15 protein-coding genes and 4 tRNA genes are annotated in these 17,063 nt (G+C 63.6%); 4 read left to right on the forward strand and 15 right to left on the reverse strand.

Translation table 11 applies throughout. The features are described from left to right. Positions 1-35 precede the first annotated feature (35 nt). Positions 36-1,301 (forward strand): DUF2254 domain-containing protein, encoded by a 1,266-nt coding sequence (locus tag GBB11_RS04435; RefSeq protein ID WP_192796309.1) that lies wholly within the window; start codon positions 36-38, stop codon positions 1,299-1,301. Positions 1,302-1,516: 215 nt separating this feature from the next. On the opposite strand, the gene rplA is transcribed toward GBB11_RS04435, so the two are convergent. From rplA to GBB11_RS04480, 9 genes are all read right to left on the reverse strand, one after another. Beyond that, positions 1,517-2,230, reverse strand: coding sequence for a 50S ribosomal protein L1 (gene rplA / locus GBB11_RS04440; protein WP_151529001.1), 714 nt, complete (start codon positions 2,228-2,230; stop codon positions 1,517-1,519). Between the two features lie 133 nt (positions 2,231-2,363). Further along, positions 2,364-2,795 (reverse strand): 50S ribosomal protein L11, encoded by a 432-nt coding sequence (gene rplK / locus GBB11_RS04445; RefSeq protein ID WP_151529002.1) that lies wholly within the window; start codon positions 2,793-2,795, stop codon positions 2,364-2,366. A 292-nt stretch (positions 2,796-3,087) separates the two neighbouring features. After that, on the reverse strand, positions 3,088-4,017 hold the full coding sequence (gene nusG / locus GBB11_RS04450; protein WP_151549434.1) for a transcription termination/antitermination protein NusG: 930 nt from the start codon (positions 4,015-4,017) through the stop codon (positions 3,088-3,090). Positions 4,018-4,217: 200 nt separating this feature from the next. Beyond that, complete coding sequence (gene secE, locus GBB11_RS04455; RefSeq protein WP_151529004.1) at positions 4,218-4,532, reverse strand: preprotein translocase subunit SecE; 315 nt, start codon at positions 4,530-4,532, stop codon at positions 4,218-4,220. Between the two features lie 35 nt (positions 4,533-4,567). Continuing rightward, positions 4,568-4,640: transfer RNA gene (locus tag GBB11_RS04460), tRNA-Trp, on the reverse strand. Positions 4,641-4,797: 157 nt separating this feature from the next. Next, positions 4,798-4,871 (reverse strand) — tRNA-Met (locus GBB11_RS04465). Between the two features lie 47 nt (positions 4,872-4,918). Continuing rightward, positions 4,919-4,991 (reverse strand) — tRNA-Thr (locus tag GBB11_RS04470). Between the two features lie 276 nt (positions 4,992-5,267). Next, positions 5,268-5,349: transfer RNA gene (locus GBB11_RS04475), tRNA-Tyr, on the reverse strand. Between the two features lie 107 nt (positions 5,350-5,456). Then, positions 5,457-6,509, reverse strand: a complete 1,053-nt coding sequence (locus GBB11_RS04480) for a polyprenyl synthetase family protein (protein WP_151549433.1) — start codon at positions 6,507-6,509, stop codon at positions 5,457-5,459. A gap of 156 nt (positions 6,510-6,665) precedes the next feature. Between GBB11_RS04480 and GBB11_RS04485 the strand changes: the two genes are divergently transcribed. Continuing rightward, on the forward strand, positions 6,666-7,913 hold the full coding sequence (locus tag GBB11_RS04485) for a geranylgeranyl reductase family protein (protein ID WP_151549432.1): 1,248 nt from the start codon (positions 6,666-6,668) through the stop codon (positions 7,911-7,913). A gap of 9 nt (positions 7,914-7,922) precedes the next feature. Here GBB11_RS04485 and GBB11_RS04490 read toward each other — a convergent pair whose 3' ends face one another. The 5 genes from GBB11_RS04490 to GBB11_RS04510 all read right to left on the reverse strand — a co-directional run bounded on the left by GBB11_RS04490 (position 7,923) and on the right by GBB11_RS04510 (position 12,854). Then, positions 7,923-8,612, reverse strand: coding sequence for a demethylmenaquinone methyltransferase (locus GBB11_RS04490; RefSeq protein WP_151549431.1), 690 nt, complete (start codon positions 8,610-8,612; stop codon positions 7,923-7,925). 81 nt (positions 8,613-8,693) lie between these two features. Next, positions 8,694-9,818, reverse strand: coding sequence for a glycosyltransferase family 1 protein (locus GBB11_RS04495; RefSeq protein ID WP_151549430.1), 1,125 nt, complete (start codon positions 9,816-9,818; stop codon positions 8,694-8,696). 5 nt (positions 9,819-9,823) lie between these two features. Beyond that, positions 9,824-10,279 carry a DUF3592 domain-containing protein gene (locus GBB11_RS04500; RefSeq protein WP_151549429.1) on the reverse strand — a complete coding sequence of 152 codons (456 nt, stop codon included), beginning with the start codon at positions 10,277-10,279 and terminating at the stop codon, positions 9,824-9,826. Then, positions 10,276-11,904 (reverse strand): 2-succinyl-5-enolpyruvyl-6-hydroxy-3-cyclohexene-1-carboxylic-acid synthase, encoded by a 1,629-nt coding sequence (gene menD / locus GBB11_RS04505; protein ID WP_192796318.1) that lies wholly within the window; start codon positions 11,902-11,904, stop codon positions 10,276-10,278. The genes GBB11_RS04500 and menD overlap by 4 nt, the downstream gene beginning before the upstream one ends. Then, on the reverse strand, positions 11,892-12,854 hold the full coding sequence (locus GBB11_RS04510; protein ID WP_151549427.1) for an o-succinylbenzoate synthase: 963 nt from the start codon (positions 12,852-12,854) through the stop codon (positions 11,892-11,894). Before GBB11_RS04510 ends, menD begins: the two co-directional genes overlap by 13 nt. A 20-nt stretch (positions 12,855-12,874) precedes the next feature. Here GBB11_RS04510 and GBB11_RS04515 point away from each other — a divergent pair, with 20 nt between their 5' ends. Further along, entirely contained in the window at positions 12,875-13,801 is a 927-nt protein-coding gene (locus GBB11_RS04515) for a 1,4-dihydroxy-2-naphthoyl-CoA synthase (RefSeq protein WP_151549426.1), read from the forward strand. Between the two features lie 137 nt (positions 13,802-13,938). Here GBB11_RS04515 and lpdA read toward each other — a convergent pair whose 3' ends face one another. Continuing rightward, positions 13,939-15,348, reverse strand: coding sequence for a dihydrolipoyl dehydrogenase (lpdA, locus tag GBB11_RS04520; RefSeq protein ID WP_192795904.1), 1,410 nt, complete (start codon positions 15,346-15,348; stop codon positions 13,939-13,941). A gap of 560 nt (positions 15,349-15,908) precedes the next feature. Between lpdA and GBB11_RS04525 the strand changes: the two genes are divergently transcribed. After that, a complete protein-coding gene (locus GBB11_RS04525; RefSeq protein ID WP_151549424.1) occupies positions 15,909-16,970 on the forward strand; it encodes an alpha/beta hydrolase family protein in 1,062 nt (353 codons plus the stop codon). Positions 16,971-17,063 lie beyond the last annotated feature (93 nt).

Genomic DNA, 17,063 nt, shown 5'->3' on the forward strand with positions numbered 1-17,063 from the left:
GATAAGCATCCTGCGCAGACCGTAGCATGGAGCAGGTGAAACGTTTCTTCTATGCGCTGAAAACCCTCCTCAGCGCGAAACTATGGTCCGGTGCGGCGGTCACCGGCGTCGTGGCGGCCGTCCTTGCCATCGTGCTCACCGAGGTGGATGTGCCCGGTGAGTACCTGCTCGCCCAGTATTTGTGGCCGGGCGACACCGACGGTGCCGCCGACATGCTGAGCTTCGTGGCCTCCTCCACCATGACGGTGCTGACCACCACGATCTCCATGACACTGATCGTGCTGCAAGTCGCCTCGGGCAACTTCTCGCATCAATTGCTGCGCGACTATATCGAATCGCCGGCGGTGCGCGGCATCATCGCGGTCTATGTGGGCAACTTTGTCTACGCCGTGCTGGTGCTGCGTTCTTTGGACAAGGACGCGGAATCCCCGCCACAACTGGCTGTCACCGTCGCCGTGCTTGGCGTGCTCATCGCCTTAGGCACCTTCATCTGGTACGTCTCTCGGGTGGTGGACATGGTGCGGGTAGACACCATCATCAGGCAATCTGCGGAGCGCACCCTCGCCCACGCAGATACCGCCCCGCCCACCGACACCCCGGCCGTGTATTTTGAGCGCCCCGAACCGCCCAGCCATGCGGCGGTGCTGTGCGCGGAGAGCTTCGGCTATGTGCAGCGCGTCGATCACCAATCGGCGGCCGACTGGGCGAAAGAACACGAGGCGACAGTGGTGATCGATGTCCAACCGGGCGATAGGATCATCGCCGGGCAGCCAGTGGCGATGTGGTGGTGCGCTACCCAGCACGCCACCCACGCACTAGACATGCCGGATCCGATCTTCCTCTCCCTCGAGCGGGTCTCCGGAAACGATTTCGCACTGGGCTTGCGCCAACTGCTCGATATCGGGGTGCGGGCGCTTTCGCCTGGAGTCAACGATCCCACCACTGCCCGGCATACGATCGGACAAGCCACCAGCGTGCTGCGCACACTCGTCACACACCCGCCGCAGCCGGTGGTGCACGAGGACGAGGAGGGGCGCTGTGTCCTCTGGGCCGCGGAACGCACCCAGGCGGAGCTGCTCGCAGAGTGGGTCTCAGAAATGCGCCGCTATGGCGCACAGGAACCGGGCGTGTTGGTGGAATTGCTGGACATGCTGCACATTGTGGGCGAAGAATCCCGCGACCCAGCAGTACGGGTGGTCGTGCGCAAAGAAATCGAGGCGATCATCCGGGCCGCCGCGCGGGCCATCGACGAGCCCCTCGATAGGCAGCGCGTGCTGCGCGCTGCGGGAGTCAAAGACTAAGAGGCGCGAGGACTATGCCCGCACTGCAGTGGGTGGCCCTCCACTGCCCGCACCGCGGCCCCAGTGCCCGCTAAGCCGCGCCCGCAACGAAGCTCGGCGCAGACGCACAACACCCCTGTCACCCTCCCGCGCTGGCGGGAAGTGGCAGGGGTGTGATGTCTCAGACTATTCCGCTCCGCACCGCACGCGGGCGGGACGGAACGAAGAAGGAGACTTTAAGCCTTGGCGGCGTAGTTCTTCACCACGGAGGTGTCCACGGGGATGCCGGGGCCCTGGGTGGCGGAAAGGGTGACCTTCTTCAGGTAGATGCCCTTGGAGGAGGCGGGCTTGAGGCGCAGCAGCTCGTCGATGAGCGCGCCGTAGTTCTCAGCCAGCTGCTCTGGGGTGAAGGAGGCCTTGCCGATCAGGGCGTGCAGGTTCGCAGCCTTGTCCACGCGGAAGGCGATCTTACCGCCCTTGATCTCCTTGACAGCCTTGGCCACATCGGTGGTGACGGTGCCGGTCTTGGGGTTCGGCATCAGGCCACGGGGGCCGAGGACGCGGGCCACACGACCAACCTTGGCCATCTGGTCCGGGGTGGCGATAGCGGCGTCGAAGTCGGTCCAGCCGCCCTGGATCTTCTCGATCAGATCCTCGGAGCCCACGACGTCAGCGCCGGCTTCCTCAGCTGCGGTGGCGTTCGGGCCAGCAGCGAAGACAACCACGCGCACGGACTTACCGGTGCCGTTCGGCAGCGAGACGGTGCCGCGCACGAGCTGATCAGCCTTGCGGGGGTCAACGCCGAGGCGGACGGCAACGTCCACGGATGCGTCGTACTTGTCAGAGGAGGTGTCCTTGGCCAGCTGAGCGGCCTCGAGCGGAGAGTAGATCCGGCCCTTGTCCACCTTGGACTGGAGCTCCTGGTAACGGCGGGAGTGCTTCTTGCTCATGTTTCACAATCCTTAAAGTTTTTGAAACGTGCGATGGAATGTTGTGGTGTTGATGGGCCGTGAGCGGGCCCTACCACTCGCCTTCCCCTTTGCGGGAAGGCGTTGGGCCACCGCGAGGGTGGCTGGGGAGGTATTACTTAACCTCGATGCCCATGGACCGGGCGGTACCGGCGATGATCTTGGCTGCAGCCTCGATGTCGTTGGCGTTGAGGTCCGGCTTCTTGGTGGTGGCGATCTCCTTGCACTGATCCCAGGTCACAGAGCCGACCTTCTCAGTGTGGGGAACGCCGGAGCCCTTCTTCAGGCCAGCGGCCTTCAGCAGCAGCTTGGCTGCCGGCGGGGTCTTCAGCACGAAGTCGAAGGAGCGGTCCTCGTAGACGGTGATCTCCACCGGCACGATATTGCCGCGCTGAGCCTCGGTAGCAGCGTTGTAGGCCTTGCAGAACTCCATGATGTTGACACCATGGGCACCCAGGGCCGGGCCGACCGGGGGAGCCGGGTTAGCGGCGCCAGCCTCGATCTGCAGCTTGATAAGGCCAGAGACCTTTTTCTTCTTCTTAGCCATGTTTCTTTACCTCTTCCGTGGTACCGCACCGCCGACAGCGGGTACTGGCTAGTTTCAACCCGCCCGTATGTGGCCGATGCGTCCGGATGCCGAGCTTTACTCAGCCACCGGGGATTTATTGACAGTATGTTCTGCGTGTGTGCGCCAACGGCCAACGCCGCCGCGCCTGCACTGCGCACACCACGAAGGCCTGCGCAGACACGCGAAGGAAAAGTTTACACCTTCGCGCAGGTCAGACCAAATAGAGGCCATTGCCCCGCTGTAGCACAGCCGAGCCACGCCCCACGGCGGTCTAGTTGACCTTTTCCACCTGGTCGAAGGTGAGCTCCACTGGGGTCTCACGACCGAAGATGGACACCAGCGCCTGCAGCTTGCCGTTTTCGGCATCGATCTCGGAGATGGTGGCGGACACGGTGGCCAGCGCGCCGGTAAGAATGGTGACGGCCTCGCCGACCTGGTAATCCACTTCCACGGGGGCCTGCTTCTTGCTGGGCTGTGCCACAACCTGCTCGCCATCCTTGGAGGCGGCCGGCTGCTCGCCCTGCTCGCCCTCCACCGGGGTGGTCTCCTGCGGCAGCAGGAACTTGGCCACGTCGCGGTGCTTCACCGGGGTGGCGTGCCCCTCGTTGCCCACGAAGCTGGTCACGCCTGGGGTCTCACGCACCACGGACCAGGAGCGATCGTCGATGTCCATGCGCACCAGCACATAGCCCGGCAGCAGCTTGCGCTTCACGCGCTTGCGCTGACCGTCGCGGATTTCCACGACCTCCTCGATGGGCACGACGACCTCGTAGATGAAGTCCTCCACCTCCAGGGTCTGGGCACGCATGTCCAGGTTGGTCTTCACCTTGTTCTCATAGCCGGAGTAGCACTGAATGATGTACCACTGGCCCGGCTTCTTCTTCAGCTCACGAATGAACTTACGCAGGCGGGCCTTGTACTCGGCGAGAGAATCATCGCTTTCGGCAGCGGCCTGATCGGCCACGGCAACATCCGCATTGAGCGCGTCCTCCACGCCCTCCTTTTCGGCGGCGGCGCGCTCTTCTGCGCTCTCCTCGCCCTGGTTCTCGAGTCGCTCATCGGCGGCCTGGGCAGCAGTCGCGGCCTGGGCGGCGGTCTCGAAGGAGGTGGCGGCACCCTCAGCGGCGGTGCCCACGTTCTCGACGGAGGTGTCTTCTGCCTCTGCGGCGGCACCGGTGGTGTTCTCAGTGTTCTCGCTCATAGTGTCCTTGCTCTGTCTTTCGCGGATATCGGGTATCGGAATGTGCGGCTTTGTGCTCTCATTGCCGCCTGCGGTGCGTTCGCGCCCGTCCTGCGGGCTCCGCACAGCCGCGCAGCCGTGCGGCGCGGGCACTGAGGCAATAAAAGTCCCGCCTTGGCGCTAGTGGCTAAGGCGGGTAAAAGCTATGGGAATCATCCTAGTTAAGGGTTGAGAACTAGGTCAACTCCTCGGGAGGCCAAAATGTCGATGCCCCATACGAGGAGGGTCATCACGATGAGGAAGCCGAAGACGATGAGGGTGTAGTTCACCATCTGCTTGGAGGTCGGCCAAATGACCTTCTTCATCTCCTCCACCACTTCGGGAACGAAGTGCATGGGGCCGCCACCGGGCTTCTCGTCTTCATCCTTGGTGGCTACGGCCCGCTTGGAGGAATAAGACTCGCTCGAGGTCGTGCTTACGCCGGTGAGCTGTCGCTTGCCCGTGGGCCGCGCGCTCGGTTTGCGATCGTCTGCCACGTTTCTCCTCGATACGACTTTCCAAAAAGTATTTGCAGGGGCGACAGGACTTGAACCTGCAACCTGCGGTTTTGGAGACCGCTGCTCTGCCAATTGAGCCACGCCCCTTGGCGCGCTGTCGCAGTCGCCGCTCGCGGCGGCTCGTGCGCAACACTGCCGATAACTGTAATGACTTCCCTGCAGGAAGTAAAGACACCTACCGGCTACACACACGAAATAAGACCCAACCGAAGATATCGGCTAGGCCTTATCATGCGGTGTGCAGTAGCGGTTCCGAGACTCGAACTCGGGACCTCACGATTATGAGTCGTGCGCTCTCACCAACTGAGCTAAACCGCCCCATTCATATACAACCACTCGCTGCGAGCGGCTATATAAATGAACAGAGCCCCCTGACAGAATCGAACTGTCGACCTTTTCCTTACCATGGAAACGCTCTGCCGACTGAGCTAAGGGGGCTTAGCTTCCCTTATAGGAATCACACTGTGTTGTGCAGTGCGCCTTCCGTTGAAGCCTTAAGAAGATTAACCCGAAGCCATGAAAGAACACAAATCTGCACCTCATCGCCTCTTTCTGGGCCCATTATGGGGATTATTAGCACCCCTTGAGCGTGCATCCACCCCGCGCGCAACGCCCGCTCGGCTTATCGACGCCGCCCCACCGCCCCACACTCCCGCAGCCGCACAAAGAAAAACCCGAGGCCTCCCATCGGGGAGAACCTCGGGTAATAAAGAGTGCCAGGTAATGGATTCGAACCATTGAAGGCAATGCCGGCGGATTTACAGTCCGCTCCCTTTGGCCGCTCGGGCAACCTGGCGTGCACGCTTGGTGCGGTCACTTACTCTACTATGCGCCCCATATGTTTAAGCAAATCGCCGCCCTGCGCTGGGCGTTTATGCCACACACGCCGCTGCCTAGCGGCCGCTATCCCACGCGTCCGGCGGTGAGCTGCGCTAGGGTGCGTAGCGCTTCGGTGACCTTATTCTGCGGCAGTTCAGACAGGGCGTTTTCCGCCTCGGCGAGGTAGTGCTCAATGTCCTGCTTGGCGCGAGCCCGACCGCCGGAGCGCTCCAGCAGGGCAATGATCTCGGGAACATCCTCATCGGCCACCGGCCCGGTGACGCGGGCGCGGAGCTCATCGCCGACCTCGCCCTCCTCACGCAAGGCGTAGAGCACCGGCAGGGTGAATACTCCCTCGCGCAGATCGGTGCCGGGGGTCTTTCCGGACTGGCTGGAATCGGAGAAGATATCGATGATGTCATCGACGATCTGGAAGACCATGCCCACGGCCTCGCCATAGCGCTCGACAGCCTTGATGTGCTGCTTGTCCGCGCCTGAGTGCAGGGCACCGAGATAGCCCGCGGCGGCGATGAGCACACCGGTCTTTTCGCGGATCACGTTGAGATAGTGCTCCACCGGATCACCGCCGCGCGGGCCCACTGTTTCGCGCATCTGTCCGGTGACAAGCTGCTCAAAGGTGGTGGCGAAGTGCTGCACGGTCTCGACGCCGAGCTGGCCCATCATGCGGGAGGTGTAGGCCAAAAGGATATCGCCGGCGAGGATCGCCACCGAGTTATTCCAGCGGTGGTTGGCGGATTCGACTCCACGCCGCTTCTCGGCTTCGTCCATCACATCGTCGTGATAGAGGGTGGCCAGGTGGGTCATTTCCACGATGGCGCCGGCGCGCTGCACGTTGAGACTGCCGGGCTCGGGCCCATATTGCGAGGCGAGCAGGGCGAACATGGGGCGGAATCGCTTACCCCCTGCTTCGAAGAGATGCGCCACCTTATCGGCAACAAAGTCGGCGCCGCTGGCGACGTCGTTACGCAAAAGCTCTTCGACGTCCTCCATCTTCTCTGTCACCCAGGCACTCAGCTCTGGATCTCCCAAGTCAAGACGGGGAATCGAGCCTTGAGATGCGGTGACCTGCACCCATTGCTCGTTGTCTTGCGAGCCCACGGCTGTACCGTTACTCATACTTGGTTGTCCTCGACCTTCGTTGGCTGCTGGGGGGCTGTTTCTGAGAGTAGGACGTCCACACTTCTCAGGCGCTTTTAATCTACAGATGATAACCGTAGTCTACGTTCGGGGGCTATCTACAGTCGACGCCCACTTCAATGCCACAATAGGTGCGTGGCCCATCCTGATGTTGCAGTAGACGTTCTGATCGTGGGCGCGGGCCCCACTGGCTCCGCGGCCGCCTATCATGCCGCCCATGCGGGGCGCTCCGTGTTGCTTATCGACGCCGCCTCCTTCCCCCGCGATAAAACCTGCGGCGATGGCCTGACCCCGCGCGCCATCAAGGAGCTGCACGCGCTGCAGCTGGCCGAGGAGGTCACCGCCCACTACCGCAATCAGGGCTTGTTCCTGCACGGCTATGGCGGCGATGTGCAGGCCCCGTGGCCGGACAGCGGCTTCGGGCGTATCGGCTCGGCCATGAAGCGCCGTGATTTCGACACCCTGCTCTTCCGGCATGCCCAGCAGCAGGATGGGGTGAGCACGTGGGAAAACGCCGAGGCGCAGCGCGCCCATATCTACGGCGGCCGCATTGAGCGCGTCGAGGTGCGCTATCAGGACGACCTCCGCGTGATTACTCCGCGCATGGTGCTGGTGGCAGATGGGGTGCGCTCCTCCTTTGGCCGGCAGCTGGGCCGCCAGTGGCACCGCGACCAGGTTTTTGGCATTGCGGCACGCGCCTATTGCACCACGCCTCGCGGCGACGATCCGTGGATGCACTCGCACGTGGAACTCTGCGATGAGCAGGGCACGGTACAGCCTGGCTATGGCTGGATTTTCCCGCTCGGCGGCGATGAGGTGAATATCGGCTGCGGGGCGCTATCCACGGCTAGTCGACCAGCCCAGATCAACACCAAAAAGCTGCTGGCCTCTTATGCCGAGCAGCAGCGCCAGCAGTGGCAGCTCGACGCCCCACGGGAGATCGCCTCGGCGCTGCTTCCCATGGGTGGCGCGATCAGCTCCGTGGCGGGCAAGAACTGGATGTTGCTTGGCGACGCCGCCGCGCTCGTCAATCCCCTCAATGGCGAGGGCATTGACTATGGCATGGAATCAGCGCGGCTGGCGGTGGAGTTAATGCAGCACAGCAGCACTGTCCGCGAGGAGTGGCCGCGGCTGCTGCGCGAGCACTATGGCGAGAGTTTCCGGCTGGCGCGACGGCTCGCGCGCGTGCTCACCTATCCGCAGTTTCTGCCGGTGGCGGGCCCACTGGCGATGCGCGGGCTCGGCGGCCGGGTACTCATGCCGGCGGCGGCTCGTTTGATGGGCAATCTCATCACCGAGTCCGACCGCGACCTCGTAGCGCGGGTGTGGCACGGCGCCCAGCATTGCTTGGGTTGGGTGGACGATACCCCGCTCTGGAGTTAGCGGACGCCGCTACTTCGGTTTGATAGCGGAGTGCAGGGCGGTGATGCCGAAAGTGAGGTTGCGCCAGCCGCATTCGCTCCATCCGGAGCGATTGATGGCGGCGGCAAGCTCTTCCTGGTTGGGCCAGGCGCGGATGGATTCCGCCAGATACTCATAGGCCTCGGGGTTAGAGGAGACCGCGCGCGCCACCGCGGGCAGCGCCCGCATGAGATATTCCTTGTACACGGTGGCAAACACCGGCACGGTGGGGGTGGAGAACTCGGCCACGGTGAGTCGGCCGCCCGGTTTGGTCACGCGCGCCATTTCTTGTAGCCCGGCGCGAAAATCCTGGATGTTGCGCAGCCCGAAACTGATGGTCACGGCGTCGAAGGTGTTATCGCGGAAGGGCAGGTGCATGCCGTCGCCGACGACCTTCGGCACGGCGCGATGGCTTCCCGCCTTGAGCATGCCCTGGGAGAAGTCGCAGGCCACCACCCAGGCTCCGGACTTGCTCAGCTCGACGGTGGACACCGCCGTTCCCGCGGCGAGATCCAATACTTTTTCTCCGGGCTGGAGGTTGAGGCGCTCGCGGGTGCGGGTGCGCCAGTGCCGGTCTTGGCCGAAGGAGAGCACGGTATTGGTGATGTCGTAGTTTTTGCCGACGTCGTCAAACATGCGCGCGACGTCTTTGGGCTGCTTGTCCAGATTTGCCTTAACCACGCCTGCAGAGCTTACCCGAGCCGCTCTCTGCGCTGGCGGGGCGGCCGCGGCAGTGACACCGCCGGTCTAGCGGCGCCCCCGCTATTTGCGCGCTGGGGCGTGCACGGCCTGCTCGTAGTGCTCGAGGAGCTGGTCGACCAGCGCCGCCCACGTGCGCGGCTCCACGGAGCGGCGGGCGTCTTCTCGCAAGGTGGGCAGGTGCATGAGGCAGCGGTCGGTGGCCAGCTCGAGTTGCTGTTCAAAGCTCTCGACGTCGAGCAGATAGCCGTTATAGCCATCGGTGACGAGATCGATGGGCCCGCCGGCGCGCGGGGCAATGGTGGGCACCCCGCTGGCTTGGGCTTCTTGGATGGTCTGGCAGAAGGTTTCGAACTCGCCGGGGTGCACAAAGACGTCCATGCTGGCGTAGGCGCGGGCGAGTTCGGTGCCGGAGAGCGCGCCGGTGAAGATCGCCTCGGGGAGCTGCGCGGACAAACTGGCCCGCTCTGGCCCATCGCCGACGACCACCAGCTGTACATCGGAGCGGTGAGCAAGGGCGCGCAAGCGCTGCACCCCCTTTTCCGCGGCGAGCCGCCCCACAAACCCCACCACATAGCGTGTGCCCGGTCGCTGTTGCAGCCAGTGGGCTCGTAGAGAGTGGTCACGACGGCGGGGATGGAAGAGCTCGGCGTCCACACCGCGGCCCCACCGGTGAATGCGCTGCACCCCGTGCTCCTCAAGCTCAGCGATGGCGGCCGAGGAAGGAGCGAGGGTGCGTGCCGCCTGGTTGTGGATGATGCGCGTCCAGTCCCATGCGGCCACGGCCAGGGGTGTGAGTCGGTAGGTGGTGGCGAAGCCGGCGACATCGGTTTGGTAGACGGCCACTGCGGGAATGCCCAGCTGTCGCGCCGAGAAAGAGGCATAGCCGCCGAGGACGAAGGGTGAGGCCAAGTGGATCACGTCGGGGGCGAAGGAGCGCAGCGCGTGGGTGACGGCCGGCACCGGCACACCGATGGGCAGCGAGTTGATCAGCGGCATACGCACGGTGGGGACCCGCACGATTTGCGCACCTGCATAGGAGGGGATCTCCTCTTGAAACTCGCGCGCCCCCGGCGCGATCACGATGGCTTCATGCTCGCCCTCGATATGCTCCAGGATGCGAAGGATGGAATTGGTGACTCCGTTGACATTGGGCAGGAAGGATTCCGCGACTATTCCGATGCGCATGCCGGTTAGTGTGCCTTGCCCGTCTTCCGTACGGGTTGGCTCAGGGTATCGAGTGCCCGAATTTTTGATGAATGCCCAATAAACCACCACAGGCCCGCGCCGATAGCGCTCGCAACGGTGAATACCGACAGCGCTGGGATCACCGCAAGGGTCCAGTTCCGTCCTTCTACCTTCACCAAGTCGGGGTTAGCGGTGGAGTAGTTCACCCACACCCGCTGCCCCACTCCCAGATCCGAGGGATACAGCAGTCCGGATGGCGGAACGTGAAAGATGCCGCCCTCGTCCTGGAACTCCACGGTGGTGCGCAACCAATCCTCATTGGTTACCCGCGCCAGCGCCCGGCCGGGGTTAGAGGAAATAGCGTGATCGTTCATCATGGCGGCGCCCACCATGCCGATACTCATCAACACCACGGCCCCATAGAGCACGATCACGAGCTGGCGGAGGCGGCGGGCGATCATTTCTCCCACTCCACCTTGTCCTGCAAGCGCCGCTGCAGTTCGCGGCGGGTGACGCGGGTCGTGCGAGCCTCGATCACCTCGATCCCATCGGCGCCGCGCTCTGCGGTGTCGGCGAGGGCATCGATAAGCTCCTGCACGCTCTCCACTCGGCGGTGCTGCACCCCATAGCCCGCGCACAGCGCCTGCAGATCCACATCGTGCGGGGTGCCGAAGGCGGTGTCAAAGACCTCGCGGTGCGCTTCTGCACCCTGCTCGAGGGTTTCGAAAATCCCGCCGCCATTATCGTTGGCCACCACGATGGTGAGGTTCTCTGGGCGCGGCGAGTCAGCAGGAATAAGTAGCCCGCCGATATCGTGCAGGAAGGTCACGTCCCCCAGCAGCGCCACCGTCCGCGGGGCCCGCACGTAGTCATTCTCGCGGTGCTGCCGAGCCAGGGCTACGCCCACTGCCTGGGCGGTCGAGCCATCGATCCCGGCGGCGCCGCGGGGAGAATAGGTATCCACCCCATCAAAGGGCAGCCCCACCATGCTGGCATCGCGCACGGGATTGGAGGCCCCGAGGAAAAAGCCATCGCCCACCGCGAGAGTATCGGCCACAGCGGCAGCGGCATGCAGCCCGCTAAATCCCAGATCCTCCTCGGCGAGGGTATCGCGCACGGCCTCGGCGGCGCGGCTCGAGGCGGCGTCGACAAGCTCCAGCCAGCCCTGGCTGATCTCGCCGCTGACGCGCACGCTGCTCGCCACCTCGGTGGCACCACCCCACGGATCGGTATAGCTCTCGCCGCGGGTGAGCACCGTGGTGCGCACCCCCAGCCGCATCAGCGCCAGCACATCCCGGTGTAGCGTCGGATGGCCGACAATAATGACGTGCTCGGGGCGGGCGATCTCCACCCCGCTGAGCAGCACATTCGCCGCCAAAGGATGCACCGGATGGAAAGGGGCGGGGGCGCTGGGCTCGGCGATCGTGGGCGCATCCTCTAGCCCCTCCACCGCCCACGCGCCATCACCGGCGATCACCAGCACCTGCGCGCTCAGATCCACGTCCACCACGCCCCAATCGCGCGGCTTCGGGCTTATCGACGCCGCCCTCGTCCCCGCAACCACCGGCTCTGGGGTGGCCTCCGGCACCAGAGGCGTATCGAAGGCGATGTTGATATGGGCCTGCCGGCGCTCCGCGAGCGCGCGCCGCAGCATGGCCTGGGCTGTGGCCGGGCGGGTGGACTCGCTAATAGCTACCGTGGGCGTGACGGTGGAAAACAGCCCGTGCTGCACAATGGTTTGGCTGGCGCCGGTACCGACGAGCCGGGAGGGGCGATCGGCGGAGATAATAGCCAAGGGAATATCGGCGTGATGCGCCTCGATCATCGCCGGCAGACAATTGGCCACGGCCGTGCCCGAGGTCATCACCACCGGCACCACCCGGCCAGTCACCCGCGCCATCCCGAGTGCGGCAAACGCCGCATCCCGCTCATCGAGGCGCACATGCAGCCGCAGCCCCTGCGCCGCCGCGAGCGCAAGGGATAAAGGAGCATTCCGAGAACCCGGACACACCACCACATCAGTGCAGCTCAGAGCAAGTTCTTCAACGATGGCGCGCGCGGTATCCCAAGATGTCATAGCCCTAATTCTAACCAGCACGCCGCAATGCGCTTGAGCCACCAATCCCGACGCTCTGGCGGGGCGGCCAGCTCCTCCAATCGCGCGGGGTCCGGGCTGAGCGGCGCGGTGGAGATCATCCCGCCCACGATCTCTCGCGGCGCGGCAACATCCTCGATAAACAGCTGGCTGGTGGCCAGCCCCGCCGCGTACTCGGGTGCCACCGTGGCGGCGGCCACCACCCCAGAATTCATCCCCACCGCAGTGTCGAGGGCGGAGGCGATCCTGATCCCCATGCCGTGCTGGGCCATGAACTCGGCCACCCGCTCCACCTGGGCCACCCCGCCGATCGGCGCCACCTTAATCACCGCATAATCTGCGGCCCGACGGCGGGCAATCTCATATGGATCCTCCGCCTTGCGGATGGACTCATCGGCGGCGATGGGCACATCCACCCAGCGGCGCAGCTCCTCCATCTCCCCCACGGTGGCCACCGGCTGCTCCATATATTCCAGCGGCCCGAGATGCCGTGCGGCGGCGATCGCTTCATTCACCGACCAGCCGCGGTTGGCATCGACCCGCAGCGTGGCATCGGGGCGCAGCTGCCGAATGGTGGCGATGCGCTCGATATCCTCAGCCAGGCTCTGGCTCGGCTCCGCCACCTTGACCTTGAGCACCGAGCACTCCCGGAAACGGTCCAGCACCTCCGGCAGCTGCTCGGGCCCCACGGCGGGGATGGTGCCATTGACGGGAATGTGGCTGCAGGGTGGCGTCGATAAGCCTGTATAGGCGGCCTCCAACCCGGAGAGTAGCCAGCGAGCGGCCTCCGGCGGCGCGTATTCCGTGAACGCGGAGAACTCGCCCCAGCCCTGCGGCCCCGCAAACAGCGCGGCTTCGCGCACGGTCACACCCCGGAATTTCACGCGCATCGGCAGCGCCACCACGTGGGTGCGCTCCAGAACCTCATCGAGCGAACACATAGCTTCTAGGATAATGAGGTATGAGCGAGCAACCATTCAACCCTGAACTGTGGCGAGCCGTCGAGGGCTTCGACGATCTCACCGATATCACCTACCACCGGCATGTGGGCACTGACCGATCCCACGGCATCGTGCGCATCGCCTTCGACCGCCCCGAGGTGCGCAACGCTTTTCGCCCCCACACCGTCGATGAGCTCTACCGCGCTCTCGACCATGCCCGCCGCACCCCCGATGTGGGCTGCGTGCTGCTCTGCGGCAACGGCCCCAGCGACAAAGACGGCGGCTGGGCCTTCTGTTCCGGCGGCGACCAGCGCATTCGCGGACGCTCCGGCTATCGCTATGCCTCCGGCGACACCGAGGACACCGTCGATGAGATGCGCACCAAAGCCGAGGGCGGACGGCTGCACATTCTCGAGGTACAGCGACTCATCCGCACCATGCCCAAGGTGGTAATCGCCGTGGTGGGTGGCTGGGCTGCCGGCGGCGGACACTCCCTGCATGTGGTGTGCGATATGACGATCGCCTCCAAGCAGCACGCCCGCTTCAAGCAGACCGACGCCGACGTCGGCTCCTTTGACGCCGGCTATGGCTCCGCCTATCTGGCGAAGATGGTGGGCCAAAAACGCGCCCGCGAAATCTTCTTCCTCGGCCGCACCTACACCGCCGAGGACATGTTCCAGATGGGCGCGGTGAACCTCGTGGCCGAGCACGCCGAGATTGAAAATGAGGCCATCCAGATGGCCGTGGAGATCAATGGGAAATCCCCCACCGCACAGCGCATGCTGAAATTCGCCTTCAACCTCACCGATGATGGCCTCATGGGCCAGCAGGTCTTCGCCGGCGAAGCCACCCGCTTGGCGTATATGACCGACGAGGCCGTGGAAGGCAAGAATTCCTTCCTCGAAAAACGCGCCCCCGACTGGTCCTCTTTCCCCTACTACTACTAAAGGCGCCAGCCGACGGGGCCTGCGGCGCGTGCGGGCTCCAGCGCTTTTGAGCTCGGCACCCGCTGCGCTGAACGCACAGAGCTAGAACGCACGAAGCCCGCCAACACGGAGGTTGGCGGGCTGTGCTTCAGGGGGGGTTAAAGGTTAATCATGTGCCCCATCGTTCCCTCACAGGCTTCCTTCATGGCCTCGGAGAGGGTCGGGTGGGTGTGCACGTTGCGGCCGATCTCTTCAGCGGTGAGATCGAAGCGCTGCGCCAGGGTGAGCTGCGGCAGCAGCTCGGAGACATTCGCGCCCACCATGTGTGCGCCCAGCAGTTCGCCGTATTCGCCATCGGCAATCACCTTGACGAAGCCCGCGGGCTCGCCCAGACCTTGGGCCTTGCCGTTGGCGGACAGCGGGAAGGTAGCCACCTTAATATCGCGGTCGGAGAACTTCTCCTTCGCGGCATCCTCGGTGTAGCCGAAGGAGGCAACCTGGGGATTACAGAAGGTAGCGCGCGGCATCATCATGTAATCGCCCAGCTCTTGGGTCTCGGCATCAGCGATGGTCTCGGCGGCCACCACACCCTGGGCCTCAGCGACGTGAGCCAGCTGCAGCTTCGCGGTGACATCGCCAATGGCGTAGATGTGATCCACATTGGTGCGCATGCGCTCGTCGATGGCGATAGCACCACGATCGGTGAGCTCCACACCGGTGTTCTCCAGGCCGAAGCCCTCGACGCGGGGAGCGAAGCCGATGGACACCATCACACGATCGACGATGAGGGTGTCGTTCTTCTTGCCGTCCTTGGACTCAACATCCACCTCGACGCTGTCGCCGTTGTCGCGCACCTCGGTGGTCTTGTAGCCGGTGAGGATCTTCACGCCAAGCTTCTTGTACTGCTTGGCCATCTCCTTGGATACGTCCTTATCCTCATTGGGCAGGACGCTGTCCATGAACTCGACGATGGTGACATCCACGCCGTAGTTCGCGAGCACATAAGCAAACTCCATACCGATAGCGCCTGCACCCACGATCACCATGGAATCAGGGAGCTCGCTGTCGAGGATCTGTTCCTTGTAGGAGCAGATATTTCCGCCCAGCTCCACACCAGGCAGGGAACGCACCACAGAACCGGTGGCGATAATGCAGTCGTCGAAGGTGAGAGTCGTACCCTCGTCCTCGCCCTCGGTGATCTCAATGGTGTGGGCATCAGTGAAGGAACCAAGACCATTAATTTCGGTGATCTTGTTCTTCTTCATCAGGTAATGCACACCCTTGACGATGCCCGCGGATACTTTGCGGGAGCGCTTGTGCGCAGCCTCAAAGCTGAAGCTGACATCGCCTTCGATACCGAAGGTCTTCGCCTCGTGGTTAAAGGTGTGGGCCAGCTCTGCGTTCTTCAGCAGGGCCTTGGAGGGAATACAGCCAACATTGAGGCAGACACCGCCCCAATACTGCTTCTCAACGACCGCAACCTTCTTGCCAAGCTGGGCTGCTCGAATGGCGGCGACATAGCCTCCGGGGCCAGCGCCAAGTACTACAACATCATAATGATCAGACACGTTCATAAGGATACGTGGTTTAGTCCGCCACCGTCGACGTTTGAGACAAAGCTACCCACCACCCAAGGCCACACCCCCACCGCTTGGGGGCAGTGGGACGGCTTCGGTGGCGGGTAGTGGGCTGCATAGTCGAGGCCCCGCCGCGCCTTGTGCGCCGCGCGTTCTCGACTCTTAGCGCTTAGAACAGATCAAGGTCCACAGCGATGTCGGCGAGCTGGGAGGAGCCAGCGTTGAGGAACTGGCCGAGCGCGGTGTTAATAGCTACGAGAATCTCTTCGTTCATAAAACGTCCTTATGTCCTATATATATTCTTTCGCGGTGCAGGCTAGGCGGCGGTGACTATCTGCTCGCCGTGGCACCGCTAAAACACTATCGGGCGCCAGACGAGCGGCCTGTACAGAAGAATAGACCACTCGGCGCCATGTTCCTAGGGGCAATTCTGTGACTGGTGTGACAGTCCGGATATGGGGGAACCACACTCGTAACTCTTTCCAATACGGCGGGAACAGCGTAGTCTTATCGTTGCCTAAAATCTGATTAAGAACCGACATGGGGTTTGTATGACGTTTCGTTTCGTGGCGCCGCTCGTGGCGGCCACCATCGCAGCAGCTGGATTGATCGCACCGACCGTGGCCGTGCCCACCGCCACAGTGGCGACGGCCGCTGAGGCCGCACAGGTACACGAGGGCCCCACCCCAGGGTTGGAGACAGCACCGGCGTGGCGGGACAAGGTGAACTCCACCCCCAACATGAAGGAAATGTGGGCCTTCTCCCCGGCGATGAACCGCAATGTGCCCCTCGTGGTCATCACCCCGGAGGATACCTCCACTCCCCGCCCCACCCTGTACCTGCTCAATGGTGGCGATGGCGGCGAGGGCCGTGCGAACTGGGTCATGCAGACGGACGTGGCCCAGTTCTATGCCGATAAGAACGTGAATGTGGTCATCCCCATGGAGGGCCGCTTCTCCTACTACACCGACTGGGTCAACCCCGAGCAGCCGAAGCTCGGCGGCACCCAGCTGTGGGAGACCTTCCTCACCCAGGAGCTTCCGACCCCGCTGGAGTCCGAACTTGGCGCCTCTGGTGAGCGCGGTATTGCGGGCATGTCGATGTCCGCTACCAGCTCGCTGCTGCTGGCCCAGCACAACCCGGAGCTGTACCAGGCTGTTGGTTCCTTCTCTGGCTGCGCCTCTACCAACGATCCGATCTCTGACGCCATGCTGCGCGTGACGCTCAACCGCGCCAATGTCAGCCCGGATGACATGTGGGGCCCGGTCGGTTCGGAGACGCGCGAATACAACGACGCTGTCGCCCAGGCAGAGTCGCTGCGCGGCCGAGAGATCTACATCTCCAATTCCGCCGGCACCTCCGGTAAGCCGGATATGATCAGCAACCCTCGCTTTGAGAACAACCCCCTGACCGTAGCCAATGTCCAGGTCGTGGGTGGCGGCATCGAGGCTGCCACCAACTGGTGCACCCACCTGCTCAAGGCCAAGATGGACAAGCTCGAGATTCCCGCCAAATTCAACATCCGCGATACCGGTACCCACCAGTGGAGCTACTGGCAGATGGATCTGCGTGACTCCTGGCCCGTCTTCGATCGCGCGTGGAGCACGAACTAAAAGCCGCCCGCGAAACAGCCACGTCTCGGCCCGAAAGAGGCCGCGAGTAACCGCAGCGCCCCGCACACCTTCACGAGGAAGGCCGTGCGGGGC

This window comes from Corynebacterium sp. 74A (assembly GCF_008930665.1).
Lineage (GTDB): Bacteria > Actinomycetota > Actinomycetes > Mycobacteriales > Mycobacteriaceae > Corynebacterium > Corynebacterium megadyptis.